Source organism: Cobetia sp. 1AS1 (genome assembly GCF_029846435.1).
Classification (GTDB): domain Bacteria; phylum Pseudomonadota; class Gammaproteobacteria; order Pseudomonadales; family Halomonadaceae; genus Cobetia; species Cobetia amphilecti.
The window spans coordinates 425,172-439,147 of sequence record NZ_JARWKU010000002.1 but is presented as its reverse complement, the minus strand read 5'-3'; the positions used below and the strand labels follow the sequence as shown (position 1 = coordinate 439,147).

Annotated in this window: 8 protein-coding genes; 1 reads left to right on the top strand and 7 read right to left on the bottom strand. The window is 62.2% G+C overall.

Annotated features, from left to right (window positions below; genetic code table 11):
• Nucleotides 1–60 precede the first annotated feature (60 nt).
• The 6 genes from QD280_RS05650 to QD280_RS05625 all read right to left on the bottom strand — a co-directional run bounded on the left by QD280_RS05650 (nucleotide 61) and on the right by QD280_RS05625 (nucleotide 9,954).
• A complete protein-coding gene (locus tag QD280_RS05650; protein WP_225996327.1) occupies nucleotides 61–1,371 on the bottom strand; it encodes an exopolysaccharide biosynthesis polyprenyl glycosylphosphotransferase in 1,311 nt (436 codons plus the stop codon).
• Between the two features lie 55 nt (nucleotides 1,372–1,426).
• Entirely contained in the window at nucleotides 1,427–3,646 is a 2,220-nt protein-coding gene (locus QD280_RS05645; RefSeq protein WP_279838560.1) for a polysaccharide biosynthesis tyrosine autokinase, read from the bottom strand.
• Between the two features lie 90 nt (nucleotides 3,647–3,736).
• Nucleotides 3,737–4,855: a polysaccharide export protein gene (locus tag QD280_RS05640; RefSeq protein ID WP_279838559.1), complete on the bottom strand. Its 1,119-nt coding sequence runs from the start codon at nucleotides 4,853–4,855 to the stop codon at nucleotides 3,737–3,739.
• A gap of 1,634 nt (nucleotides 4,856–6,489) precedes the next feature.
• Entirely contained in the window at nucleotides 6,490–7,599 is a 1,110-nt protein-coding gene (locus tag QD280_RS05635) for a glycosyltransferase family 4 protein (RefSeq protein WP_279838803.1), read from the bottom strand.
• Nucleotides 7,600–7,723: 124 nt separating this feature from the next.
• Nucleotides 7,724–8,905, bottom strand: a complete 1,182-nt coding sequence (locus QD280_RS05630) for a glycosyltransferase family 4 protein (protein ID WP_279838557.1) — start codon at nucleotides 8,903–8,905, stop codon at nucleotides 7,724–7,726.
• On the bottom strand, nucleotides 8,902–9,954 hold the full coding sequence (locus tag QD280_RS05625) for a glycosyltransferase family 2 protein (protein WP_043336949.1): 1,053 nt from the start codon (nucleotides 9,952–9,954) through the stop codon (nucleotides 8,902–8,904). The genes QD280_RS05630 and QD280_RS05625 overlap by 4 nt, the downstream gene beginning before the upstream one ends.
• Before the next feature lie 708 nt (nucleotides 9,955–10,662).
• Here QD280_RS05625 and QD280_RS05620 point away from each other — a divergent pair.
• Nucleotides 10,663–11,424 (top strand): sulfite exporter TauE/SafE family protein, encoded by a 762-nt coding sequence (locus tag QD280_RS05620; RefSeq protein WP_279838556.1) that lies wholly within the window; start codon nucleotides 10,663–10,665, stop codon nucleotides 11,422–11,424.
• A gap of 451 nt (nucleotides 11,425–11,875) precedes the next feature.
• On the opposite strand, the gene glmS is transcribed toward QD280_RS05620, so the two are convergent.
• Nucleotides 11,876–13,822: a glutamine--fructose-6-phosphate transaminase (isomerizing) gene (gene glmS, locus QD280_RS05615; protein WP_279838555.1), complete on the bottom strand. Its 1,947-nt coding sequence runs from the start codon at nucleotides 13,820–13,822 to the stop codon at nucleotides 11,876–11,878.
• Between the last annotated feature and the right edge of the window lie 154 nt (nucleotides 13,823–13,976).

Below are 13,976 nucleotides of genomic sequence, written 5' to 3'. Positions count from 1 at the left end.
GCCGCACACTCGCCTGCGGAGACACTCGTCTACAGACGTCTATAGATAGTGCAGGCCCGCTCAGCGCGAGCCGTTGCCGCTGATCACGATCTTGATGGTGCGAATCACCACCAGCAGATCGAGCCAGAAGGAAAAGTGCTTGATGTAGAAGAAGTCGTATTCCAGCTTGCGGATCATGCCTTCCACTTCAGCGGCGTAACCCTGCTCGACCTGCGCCCAGCCGGTGATGCCCGGGCGCACGACATGGCGGTAGTGGAAGAACGGCACGTCCTTGCGATACCAGTCGGCCAGATTCATCGACTCGGGGCGCGGGCCGATCAGGCTCATGTCGCCCTTGAGCACGTTGAACAGCTGGGGCAGCTCATCGAGACGGCACTTGCGGATGAAGCGCCCGACTCGCGTGATGCGCGGATCACTGCCTTCCTGGGTGAAGCCCGCGCCCTTCATGCCGTCATACATGCTGCGGAACTTGTAGACGGTGAAGGGGCGGCAGTGAAAGCCCATGCGCGGCTGGCGGAAGATCACCGGCCCGGGACTGTCGAGGCGGATCGCCAGCGCCGTCAGCAACATGACCGGCGCCAGCAGCGGGAGCATGAGCGCGGCGACGGTGAAGTCCATCCAGCGCTTGATGACCTCATAGTCCTCCCGCGGCGTCAGCGAGCCGAACTCGTTGGCGTAGAGGTGATCCAGCAGCACGCGACCGGTGATCATCTCGTGGGCATGGGTCGCGTGATAGACCGGAATACGGTGGATGGTGCAGTCGGCCAGGAAGCTCTCCCACTCGCTGGGCAGCTCACCGCGCAGGTCCGCCACCACGCCATCGATACGCGGCAGGCCGACCAGATCAGGCCCGCGCAACGACAGCCACTCGACGCCCGGGCGGGTGCACAGACTCGGCGCCTTGCCGTAGGGCACCACCGCGAAGCGCATCCGGCGCAGTCGGGTATCGATGTAGTAGTAGGCCGTGCACAGGCTCACCGCGAGCAGGAAGGACAGGCCGACCTGGTGACGCGAATACTCAAGCCCCAGCACGCCCAGCACCATCATCAAGGTCAGATAGGAAATGACGATCGCCGGCACGACATAGAGGTAGGAGCGCGTGCCCGGCAGGCGGGACAGGCGATTGACCGCCGTCACCGACAGGGTGTACGCCACGCCGGTGCCCAACAGGGCATGCCACTGATCATCGCTGGTCAGCCACCAGTGGGTGTCCCCCTGCATCAGCTGGTTCAACCCTGCCTGGTACAGTGCCGGCGCGATGACCACCACCAGCATCCCGAAGATCAGCTGCAATCGCTTGCTGGCCAGCAAGCGCTCGTAGTGATGCGAGTAACGCCGCTGGTGCTCCATCGACAAGGGTATACCGCTCATCGTGCTTACCTCCTCCGTGATTCAAGCGTCATGAGAGCTGCCAAGCGAGACGATGTCAGGCGTAGCTGTAGTTGTAATAACCGTAGCCATGCTTGTCGCCAGCTTGCGGTTCGATGGCATTCAGGATGGCGCCCTTGACGTGAATGCCATTGTTCTCGAGCTTCTTGCGTGCATGCTCGAGTTCGCGCACCTGGTTCATGCCAAAGCGCGCCACCATCAGACTGGCGCCGACGTGACGACCGATGATCAGCGCTTCGGTCACGGCCAGTACCGGCGGCGTGTCGATGATGATCAGGTCGTAACGCTCACCGAGTTGCTCCAGCAGCTCGGCGAAATTGGGCTGCATCAACAGCTCCGACGGGTTGGGCGGCGCGACGCCACGGCCCAGGAAATCAAGATTGTCGATGCGCGAGTGATACAGCACGCTGTCCAGCGGACTGGCACCGCTGAGAACATCCGACAGACCGCCCTGCTCGGAGGTACGCTGGAAGGCGTGATGCAGGTGGCCGCGGCGCATGTCGGCATCGATCAGCAGCACGCGCTGACCGGCCTCGGCGCTCACCGCCGCCAGATTGAGGCTGACGAAGCTCTTGCCGATGCCCGGGCTCGGCCCGGTGAACATCACCGACTTGCGGCGATTGTCGAGCAGGGCGAAGTGCAGGCTGGTACGCAGGCTGCGCAGGGCCTCGATACTGATGTCCGACGGCTGGGAGGTGGCCAGCACCCCCTGATAGATCTCGCGGCCGCCCTTCTCGCCCTTGAGGCGCACGCGGCGCATCATGTTGTGCTGCTGCGGCGACAGCGGCACCGTCGCGTAGACAGGCAGGTCCAGCGCCTCGATCTGCTCGGCGGTGTCGATGCCCTTGCGCATCGCATGACGCAGCAGCGCGGCCAGCGTGCCCAGCATCAGGCCGATCATGCAGAACACGGCCAGCATCAGGGACGTTTTCGGCGAGATGGGCACTGGCTGCAGCACCGCGGGGTCCAGGATACGCACATTGCCGACGGTGCCGGCCTTCTTGAGGCGCACTTCCTCGCGCTTGTTGAGCAGCGCGACATAGATTTCCTGGCTGACGGTGACATTGCGGTTCAGGTTGAGCGCTTCGCGCTGGGCGGCCGGCAGTTGCTCGGCCTGCTTCTGCACGCGCGCCTTCTCCTGATTGAGCGAATCACGACGTGCCACCAGCGCCCGATAGGCCGGGTGCTCGCTGGTGTAGGCACGTGACAGCTCGGCCAGGCGCAGCTTGATCTCGGTCAGCTGATTGTCCAGCCCGACGAGATTCTCCATCACCTGCTGACTCTCGGCGGTCAGATCGACCGAGTCGCGACGACGGCGATAGTCGTTGAGTGCCGATTCGGCCTCATCGAGCTGGCCACGCAGCGTCGGGATCTGGTCGCCCAGAAAGCCGAGCTGATTGTCCGCCTCGGCGGATTCCCGCTCGATGTTCTGCTGCAGGAAGACATTGGTGATGGTGTCCAGGGTGTTGACGATGGCGGTCTGGTCACTGCCGGACAGGCTCAGCGTGACCACCCCGGTGTCGGTGCCATTGCGCACGGCGGTGAAGCGCGACTTGAGCGAATTGATGGCGCTCAGGTCCGAGATGCTGGTCAGCGTGAAGCGCGCCCCCGGCTCGGCTGACAACTCGCGCACGAAGACCTTGATGCCCTCCGCCAGCGCGTTCTCGCCCACCTTGCCATCGACGATCACCTGCCCCTCGGCATCCAGCAGGCGGTAGCGCTCATCGCCCAGGGCCTCGAGGGTCAGCGTCTGCTGTTGCCATGGGCCACTCAGCTCGAGCGTGGTGACCTTGAGGGTGTCATCGCCCCAGGCGTAGTCCTGCCCGCCGAGACTGGCCGGCAGGCGCAGGTGGCGGTTGGAGAGCCAGTCACCGATGACCGGGTAACGCACCGGAGAGACCACGATATTGAGGCGCTCGCGGTCTACGGCCTGGCCCAATACCAGTCGTGAGGCGAGAATTTCCAGCTCATCGCTGGTGCTGCTCTCGTCGCTGCCGGTCGCCTGACCGGCCAGCGGCCCCAGCAGGCTGGCGCTGCCGCCCTTGTCCTCGATCTGGATCAGGGAATCGGCCAGGTAGATGCGTTGCTGGCTACCGACGAGATAGATGCCCAAGAGGGTGAACAGCAGCGTGCTGCCGATCAGCCACCAGCGTCGATGCCAGAGCAAGGCGAGAATGGTGCTGAAATCGAGTCGGCGCGTGGTGTCCTTGCCAGGCTGTGCAGAAAAGGATGGCATGGGAGAGGTGTACTGATTCATGACGCCGCCTTGAGTAAACGATTCAGGCCCGGCAGGCAGGTGATACGGCAGGTCGCGACGCGACCTGCCATGCGGGAGTGGGACATGACCTCAATCCTCGATGTCATCGATGACCGAGACGAAGGCCCCGGTACTGGTCACGGACGGCAGCAGCTGGCTCAGCACACGGTTCCAGCGGCTGACCGGTGCGGCGGTCACGTAGACCACATCACGCGGTTGCAGCGGGAAGCGCGCGCCCAGCATCAGCGAGGTCGCATCCGAGATATCGAGAATGAAGACCGTGGCCAGCTTGTCGGACTCCGGCGAATTTTCACGCACCACGAAGACGCCTGACGGATTGGCGCGGTCCTCATCGACCCCGCCGGCTCGCGACAGCGCATCGGTGAGGCTCAGACGTTCATTGCCCACCGGCATGTTGCCGGGCTTGAGTACCTGACCGAGCACGAAGACGTTCTGGTCTTCCGCCACCGGTATATTGATCACGTCGCCATCCTTGAGCAGACGGTTCTGACGCATGTCGCCCTGCTGCAGCAGCTGATAGAGACTCAGATGCTCCTGCTGGCCGTCGCGCGTCAGCGTGATGTTGTGGGTGTTGGCCAGTGCCGTGACCCCACCGCTGGCACTGATGGCATCGATCAGGGTCAGCGGAACATCCGTGACCGGCACGAAGCCTGGCTCGGTCACGGCGCCACTCAGATAGACGCGTTTGGAGCGGAATTGCGCCACCGAGACATTGACCTGCGGCTCGGTGATGTAACGGGACAGCCCCGCGACCAGCGCGGCGCGCACCTCATCCACTGTCATGTCGCGAATGTTGATGCGACCGACATAGGGGTAGAACAGCGTGCCATCCGGCTGGACGATGTAGGTCAGCGCCTCGACCGTCTGACGCTGCACACCGCTTTCCTGAGCCAGGTCCAGCGGCGTGCTCAGGTTGATGGCCAGGATGTCGCCGCCGCCCACGCGGTAGACGTACTGCTTGATGTCATCGACCAGCTCAGGCGGCGCGGGAGCGGTCTGGGCGGGGCGTGCGCGATAGTTGGAGATCAGCCCGGGGGTGATCGGCGTGACTTCCACCTGGTCGGTCAGCGGCGCGACCTCGGCTTCATAATCCATGTGCCCACCGGGCGCGAAGGCACACCCGCTCATCGCCAATACCACGGCGGCAAATGAGAACGCCCGGAGCGTCGTTCTGACCGGTATATCCATATCCTGTCTCTTCCCCTGTGATCCTGACCGATACCGCCAGGCGCTGTTTCGGCACGCTACCGCCCCGAGGAACTGGCGTTCTCCCCTGCTGCCGATAGCGGCGCCCTATTGGCGTACATGTCATCTGTCATGGAGTGGTCACGCCTGCCCTTCGATACCCCTGCGATATCCCCGGACACACGTCAGGCATGTGTCCATGACACATGCCCATGACCGAACTCCGAAATGGAACGTTTATTAGTATTTTAGTAATTCACTACCAGGCATCTAACACATGAAACATATTGCATTGATCGACTTTCTCATCGATCAAGACAACATGACTCATTTGATTAACCGATACTTATAAGATTGATCGCGCCAACATTACTGATTACTTCTTTCTTGCACTTTTATTGACATTTCTGTTCAAGCGACTCGTTGCTTGAACCTGTCAGGACCACTGTCGACGGAAGCTTTGTGCAGCCCCTTCAAGCAGGCGAGACCTGACGATCTCGTTGGCGAGTCAGCTGGCACGGCAGCGTCAGAACGGGATGAGAATTCATGCCCGCATGCATTCCATGGAGAGGTGCGATGATTGAGGTGCAACGCTCGATCGCCCGGTTGCGCCTGCGCCATCTGCCCGACCTGGCAGGTGGCGCGGCCTCGAATGAGGCGACCGCCCAATGCCCCGCAAGGCAAGGGACACAGCCGCTGGCGCGTAAGGCACCGACGGCTTCGTCAATCACGTCCAATATATCAAATCCATTTAATACAATGTGTTACTGACATTCTCTGCCTGAGCTGACGCACTATCCTGTACGTCTGTGGCAAGCTCGGGTCTGACTGACCACCCGGCGGCAATGACCCCGACCCCAGACTCGACCCCGGGACTTGATGCCTTCTCATGAGGCATTTCGCCGTACCCGGTGTCGCACGCTGGAGCGGTACCTCTACCCGCCTGACTGCCCATCTGCGAGGCCCGGCCTGCTCTTGTCTCGTGCTTGTATCGCGCTTGTGTCGCTCGACTCCTGCGCATGCTGTCTGCATGCCTCGGCCATGCCCGGCGACCTCGATAGGCCGTGACATGACGCACGTCGCAGCGAAGAGAACCTGGCGCTTTACCGGCGACGTCTGATTCGCCAATAAGCGACATTACTGTCCCCTCTTCAACAAGGCTGATAATAAATCAATTGACTTCAACAGCAAGGACTTGTCGGGTCGTCGAGACGATTGTACTGGCGGTGATAACTTTAAGCTGCTTCCCCTAATCCTCATCATTGGCAGTCAGGTACCTGACAGACGACAGATTACCCTTAGCGCATCTAATGCGAATTGCGAAATCAAACTACTTTAATTTAGCAACAACTCATCATCTGACTCATCTTTGCAGAATGAGAAATCCCAATCGCACTTTGCACAGGCCCCACATACGCTCCGCAGACCCCTGGATACGCCCCGCAAACGTTTAGCAGATACCGCGCAGATGCCTCTACCACGCCTGGACACGCCCCAAGGACGAAAAGGCCAGGGAGTGTCAGCGACACCCCCTGGCCTTTCCAATGGCGATCATGAGCGACGCGACGTGGCCGGCTTTCCTGAACATGCCTTTCCTGAACATGCCTTTCCGTCACTTCGGTGTCCGCCGCGGACACTCAGGGCGTCACCTCCAGCCCCGAGGTGTCCTGCGCCGGTTGGTGGCTGCCATACAGCGCCAGATGCCCGCTCAGGGCGGTATCGATGTGGTAACTGGCCCCGTAACGACGCGCGTTCCGGGCGAAGGCACGCCGCAATTCAGCATCCCCCACCAGTCGCCCCAACGCCTCGGCGTAGCGCTCAGGCGTGTGCTGATCAACCACCAGGCCGTTGCCGACCCGATGCACCACCTCGGCACAGCCACCGACATCGGTGACCAGCACCGGCAGGCCACTGAGCGTCGCCTCCAGCAGCGAGATCGGCAGCCCTTCCCAGGCGGATGACATGATGAAGGCATCGGCGCTGGCCAGCAGCCCCGCCACATCCGAGATATTGCCCAGCAAGCTGACCTCATCATGGAGCCCGAGCGCCTCGATCTGCGCCATCAGCTGTGCCTTGTGCGGCCCCTCGCCGGCGATCCTGAGCGTGAACGCCAGGCCCTGCGCCTTGAGTCTGGCGCAGCTTTCCAGCATCAGGGGGTATTGCTTGGCATCGGTCAGACGACCGATCGCCGCCAACTGTACCGGGGCCTGCTGATTCGCCTCCCGCCAGCCACTGGCCTTGAGACGCGCGCCGGAGACGGCGTTGTCGATCTGTACCACCGGACGCGCCGCAATCGGCGCCAGCTTGTCGGTGCAGGCGCGACAGATACCGACGTAGGCCGTCACGCGACGATCAAACAGCCGGAACATCCAGGCCGGCGCGCCCAGCTCGATGCTGTGCACCGTCATCATCACCGGCAACTGACGCGGCAATCCAAAGGCGAACATCAGTGCGTAATACAGGTGGCAGTGCACCACATCCGGCGCGAAGCGCGTCACTTCCCTGCGCAGCCTCGTCACGCCTCGCCACGGGCGGCGGCGTGTCTCGATGCCCAGAAACGAGTAGCTGACATTGCCGGCACTCAGCTGGCTCAGAAAGCGATGCTCGTATTCGAGGTCACGGCCACATTCCGCGGCGGTTTCCAGAAAGGTGATATGCACACTGTGGCCAGCGGCCACCATCGCCAGACTCAGGTCCTTGACGTAGACCTCGGCGCCGCCAGAGGCGGGAGTCGAGATGACATGCATGATTCTCACGGCGATAGCCTCCTGCTGTCGTTCATGAAAAAAGTGAGGGCGGCTGCCCTCACTTGTCTGTCCACTAACTGTCTTGCCTTGCTTACCACCGTCATCCAGGCGGTCGCCATGCCGATCAGATCACCTTCAACAGCGCCGGGGCTTCCAGTCCCTCAAGCATCGTGCGCCAGCTGGCCTCGACGGTATTGCGCGAGAAGCGGTCCAGACCGTAATCCACATTGGCGCGCAACCTGTCGAGCACCGCCTCATCCCCCAGCACCTCATCAAGCTGACGGGTCATGGCTTCCACATCGCCCTGCGCGACCAGATAGCCATTGACGCCATGCTTGATGATCTCGCCCGGCCCGGCCGGGCACGCGAAGCTGACACAGGGCACGCCACAGCTCAGCGCCTCGACCAGCACCAGACCAAAGCCCTCGAAGCGCGACGAGAGCACGAACAGGTCCGCCGCGGCGTATTCGCGCCGAATGTCCCGGCATTGGCCCGGCATCTGCAGCTGATGGGTGATCTTCAGGCGCTCGGCCTGCGCCATCAGGGCGCCACGCTCTGCACCCTCGCCGACGATGCGCAAGACCCAGCCATCACGGGTCGCCTCAGGCAACGCCGCCCAGGCCTCAAGCAGCAGATCGAAGCCCTTCTGCGGCTCGAGGCGGCCGACGGCCACCGCCACCCTGGGCGACCTGGCGTCTCGCAAGTCCGCCACCTGCTCAGCACTGCTCTCACGGCTCTGATGCGCCTGACGCTCGGCAACGACATGCTCCAGCGGATTGAGGTTGGGGACCACGCTGAGTCGCTCGCGCGCGGCTGGATGCAGACGCTCCCAGTAGTGGCGGTCTTCATGCGACAGCACCACGATGCGGTCGGCGCGATGCGCCGCCAGACGCCGCGCCGTATCACGGCGAGCAATGCCGAGATCCGAGGTGGCATTGAAGTGCTCCCAGCACAGATAGCGCGTGCGGCGACAGAGCAGCGTCGGCAGCAGGAAGGGCAGGAAGCCGATGCTCTCGACCACCACCACCACGTCCGGGCGCTTGCGCACCACCACCCACAGCAGTCGCATGAACAACCACAGGCCACGCACGGCGCCCAGATGCGAGCGCTCGGGATAGAGTGATTCGTGCACGATATCGTCATGTAGCGGATAGGGACTCTCCGCCGGGCCATATTCGCTGAGTATCTCGACCTGATAATCGCCACTGGCGGCCAGCATGTTGGCGGTATCGGCGCAGGCACGTTCGGTGCCGCCGGTGCGTGACTGGGCACCTGTATAGAACAGGATATGTTTATGAGTACTCATGAGGCGTATTGGCTCCGGCGGACAAGTTGCCGGGACAATGCCGGGCTCACTGCATAGCTCATCAACAGCGCCTGCTCCTTCAGCGAGAGCTGGCGCAGAGATGACCAGGACGCTTGTCGCACCTGGTCGAGCACGACCTTGCGCACCCGCGAATCATCCGCCGTCTTGTTGATCGCCTGGCGCATGATGAAGCTGACACCGACGAACCGCAGGCCGCGGATTTCCAGCAGGGCCATGCCGTGCGTCGCGGCGAAATGCTCACGATAATGCTCCGCGAAGACCCGCCAGCTGCGGTGGAACTTGTCCAGTTCCTGGTTGCTGAACGGCTTGCGCGTCAGAGAGCCGTCACTGCGCTTGTCGAAGTAATACAGCACCTCGGGCAGATACAGTACGCGCTCTGCGCGTCCGAACAGATCCAGGTTATAGAGGCCATCCTGCGACACGGGCAGATCAGGGAAGCTCAGCGAGCAGGCCAGATCGGCGCGGATCGCCTTGCCCCAGGGAGACGACACGATGGTGTCATGCATGAAGTCACGAAAGGCCCGGGCCAGCGGGCGCTCTTCGGCCTGCTGGCAGAATGCCAGGCTGTCGTGATCGCCCTTGGGGCCTTGCAGGCAGTAGCGGAAGACCACCGCCTCGGGCGAGTCGAACGCCTCGATGCGGGCCTGCAGAATATCCAGCGCGCCGGGCGCGAAATGATCATCAGCGTCACAGAACAGCACATAGCGGCCACTGACCAGGCTCAGACCATGATTGCGCGTGCCACCCGGCCCCATGTTGTGAGGGTTGCGGCGCAGAACCAGCCGCCCGGGGATGTCAGGCGTCTCGCCGGGCGGTGTGGACATTGAGGATTGCTGCTCCATTTGCTGCTGCGCCTGTCGCTCAGCCCACAGGAACCCATCATCCGTCGAGCAATCATCAATGATGATGTGTTCATAGGATGCCTGGTTGTCACGCAAGCTGTTGATACAGCGCGCAAGACCATCCCCTGAATTGTGATTTGGCGTCACGATGGAAAAGTAAGGCGACTTCCCTGTATAGCGTTCCATGCCCTGCCTTCTTTATTGTTCACTGTCATTGACCAGCACAGCCGACCAGCGCCCTCGAAGCAGAGCACACACTGCACTGAAGAGTGGGTCAGTTCTTGCGACTGACTTTTATTCGCAATTTCTTATATTTTAGTGCTTGAGTCCCGTTCATCCGCCAGAAGCTGATCCTGGACTGAAGATGACAGGTGAGCGACGTCACCCTGAGGAGTGGACACTGGCGGGATGTCCGCTCGTGAGAAAGGTAGTGGCAGAAAGTGGCAGAAAGTGGCAGAAAGTGGCAGCAAATGGCGACACTTCCTGCCCCGCCGTTGACCACAGACTAATAATCCCCCCCAGCCCAAACAAGCTGCGCTGTCGCCAAAAGCCGAAATCATGAGCGTTTATGCGCCAATCCTCCGGCAACTCATGCCAGATACTGAGAATCAGTGACTACTTAAATACGCCCCGCCCACTGAGCCAATTGAGCCAACGCGATCAAAGCCATCATGCCCGCGGCCTTAGTGACGCACATCAACGTGAGCACTTTGCGCGAGTGTCATACTGCCAGAGCGCGATGCAGGCTATGATGGCAGACATTGGTCGGCCTCCCCGTACGCGCACGGCGCCCACTCTCAAGCTCCCTTGCCTGCCATCGCCAGGCCTCGCGCATGTTGAAGCCAGCGCCGCCCTGCCCTTTCTGTTCTATCCCCCCTTGCCCACGGAGACTTCATGGAGCCTTGGCAACTTATCGCCATCATGATGAGTCTGGCACTCGCCAGCTATATCCAGACCCTGACCGGTTTCGCCTTCGGATTGATCGTGATGGGCCTGCTGGCGACCCTCGATGTGCTGCCCATCGAGAGCGCCGCATTGCTGTGTACTCTGCTGGGCCTGTTCAACAACGGGATGGCCATGCGCGGGCACTGGCGAGAGATCAATCCGCGCCTGGCACGCCGCCTGCTGGTCACCAGCCTGCCAATGTTGCCGGTGGGCTATTTCCTGGCCATCTGGCTGGGCAGTGAAAGAGCCCCTCTGCTGGGCATGTTGCTGGGCATCGTCATCCTGATCGCCTGTCTCGCCCTGCTGGCTCAACCGGGCCCGCGTGCCACGACATCGCCACGCTGGCACTTTCATACCGCCGGTGTGCTGTCAGGCCTGATGGGGGGATTGTTCGCGGCCAATGGCCCGCCTCTGGTGGTCGTGCTCTATCGTCAGCCGATGACCCTGATCGCCATTCGCTGCACGCTGTTCGGTGTCTTCATCGTCACCGGCATCGTGCGCATGGCCCTCAGCATCGCGGCCCCGGGGCGTATCGGCGACACCCTGCCCCAGCTGCTGCTCGTGGGTCTGTCGGGCGCCCTCGTCGTGATGCTCTTCACCGAGCTGGCGCGTCGCTTCCCACCGCCCTTGAGTGACAATCGTCTGCGTCAGGTCGCCTATGCCATTCTGCTGGTCTCGAGCGTCAATCTGATCATCAAGGGCCTGATCTGATGTCTCAGCCCCCACCAGCCCATGACGCGGCTGATCCAACGGGAGATGAAGGCTTCATCGAACTCTCAAAGAGCACGATTGACGCCATCAAGGCAGCGGGCAGAAAGCTCGATGAGGACGTGCAGGCGGGACGCCTTCCTGCGGGCAGCTCACGCTAGATGATGGCACCGTCGGGGGAGCGCTTCTGCATTCGTCATTCCGGCCCAACCCTTGTTGAAGAGACTGATGAAGACTCTGATGACGCGCCCGAGCCAGACGCTGACATGCATCGCCAGTCGCTGATGATTCGCTGCTGGCAGCGTCTGCTGGCTCATGTAAAGCGCTGACGGGATTTCCCGAGGCCAAGCCCTCGAGAAAGCTCGCGATAAAGCCCTCCATATAGCCTGCAACAAGAAAGGGACTGCCCATGGGCAGTCCCTTTCGTTTGCTTCATGGCCTCAAGCGCAGTCGATCACTCCACCGTGACACTCTTGGCCAGATTGCGCGGCTGATCGACGTCGGTGCCCTTGAGCACGGCGACGTGATAGGAGAGCAGCTGCAGCGGCACCGCGTAGACGATCGGTGCGAGGAAGCGACACACGCCCGGCACGGTGACGACGTGAACGCCCTCACCGGCCTTGAGGCTGACTTCCGGATCCGCGAACACGAACAGCTGACCGCCGCGGGCGCGAACTTCCTGCAGGTTGGATTTCAGCTTCTCCATCAGGTCATCCATCGGCGCGACCGCGACCACCGGCATGTCTTCGTCGATCAACGCCAGCGGGCCGTGCTTGAGCTCTCCGGCCGCGTAGGCTTCGGCGTGGATGTAGGAGATTTCCTTGAGCTTGAGCGCCCCTTCCATGGCGATGGGATACTGGCTGCCACGCCCGAGGAACAGGGTGTGGTGACGGTGCATGAACTTCTCCGCCAGCTGCGCGATTTCCCCATCCAGCGCCAGGGATTGCTCGATCACGTGCGGCAGGTCCTTGAGACGCATCAGCAGCTGACGGCTCAGCAGGTCATCCGTCTGACCATCGCCCTTGGCCTGACGCAGCGCCAGGGTGGTCAGCATCAGCGCTACCAGCTGGGTGGTGAAGGCCTTGGTGGAGGCAACCCCGATTTCCGGCCCGGCATGGGTCAGCAGTGACAGGTCGGATTCACGCACCAGCGAGCTGCCCGCCACGTTGCAGATGGCAAGGCTTGCCAGATAGTGACCGGCCTGCGGGCCTTCACGGTTGAGCTTCTGGATGTCACGCAGCGCCGCCAGCGTATCGGCGGTCTCGCCGGACTGGGACAGAGTCAGGAACAGTGTCCCCGGCGCCGCGACCCGCTCGCGATAACGGAATTCCGAGGCCACCTCGACCTGAGCCGGAATGCCCGCGACCTCTTCCAGCCAATAACGCGCCACCATGCCGGCGTGATAGCTGGTACCACAGGCGATGATCTGTACCTGACGCACATCGGCGAACAGCTGCGTCAGGCGCGCCACATCCACGACCTGCTTGCCTTTCTCAGCCCCATTGTCTGCTGCGAGGAAGGAGTGGCGCGAGACATCGAAGGCCTCCAGACGCACGCCCTGCGGGTCCAGTCGCTCGGCCAACGTGCGCGACAGCACGCGCGGCTGCTCCATGATCTCCTTCATCATGAAGTGGCGATACTCGCCCTTGCCGGCGGCTTCGACGCTGTGTTCGTAACGCACCACTTCACGCGTGACCGGCGTCAGCTCATCGCGGTCGCCGGTACGTTCCAGCACCTGGATACCTGCCGGCGTGATGGCGACCATGTCGCCTTCATCGAGATAGATGAAGCGATCGGTGACCGGCAGCAGCGCCAGCGGGTCAGAGGCGATGAAGTGCTCATCGATCCCCACGCCGACCACCAACGGGCTGCCCTGACGGGCGCCGACCAGCAGTTCGGGGTTGCGCTGCTCCATGACCGCCAGCGCGAAGGCGCCATCGAGACGCGCGGTGACCGCGTTGACGGCTTCCGGCAGTGCCAGACCGCTGCACAGTTCGCGATCGACCAGGTGCGCGACCACCTCGGTGTCGGTCTCGGAAGTGAAGACATAACCGGCAGCTTCCAGCTCGCCACGCAGCGCTTCGTGGTTCTCGATGATGCCGTTGTGCACCACGGCGACCCGCTCACTGGAGAGATGCGGGTGCGCATTGTGCTGGGCAGGCCGCCCGTGGGTCGCCCAACGGGTGTGCGCCACGCCGATGGCGCCGGACAGCGGCGCCTCACGCAGCTCGTCTTCCAACGCACGCACCTTGCCCACGGCACGCGCACGACGCAGTTCTCCGGCAGGGTCGATGACCGCCACGCCGGCGGAGTCATACCCGCGGTATTCGAGGCGATGCAGCCCCTCGATCAGAATCTTGCTGATATCACGCTGAGCCAGACCGGCAACGATGCCACACATGAGAAATTCCTCTACTGCGTGCCACCCTCATGGAGAGCGTGGCACGACTGAATGGATGTCTTTCAGGGAGTGCGTACGCAGATCAGGTACGCGTGCTGAATCTTTCAGTGACGTTCAATGCCTGCTGGAGCCTTGATGGCTGAGCACTGACGCT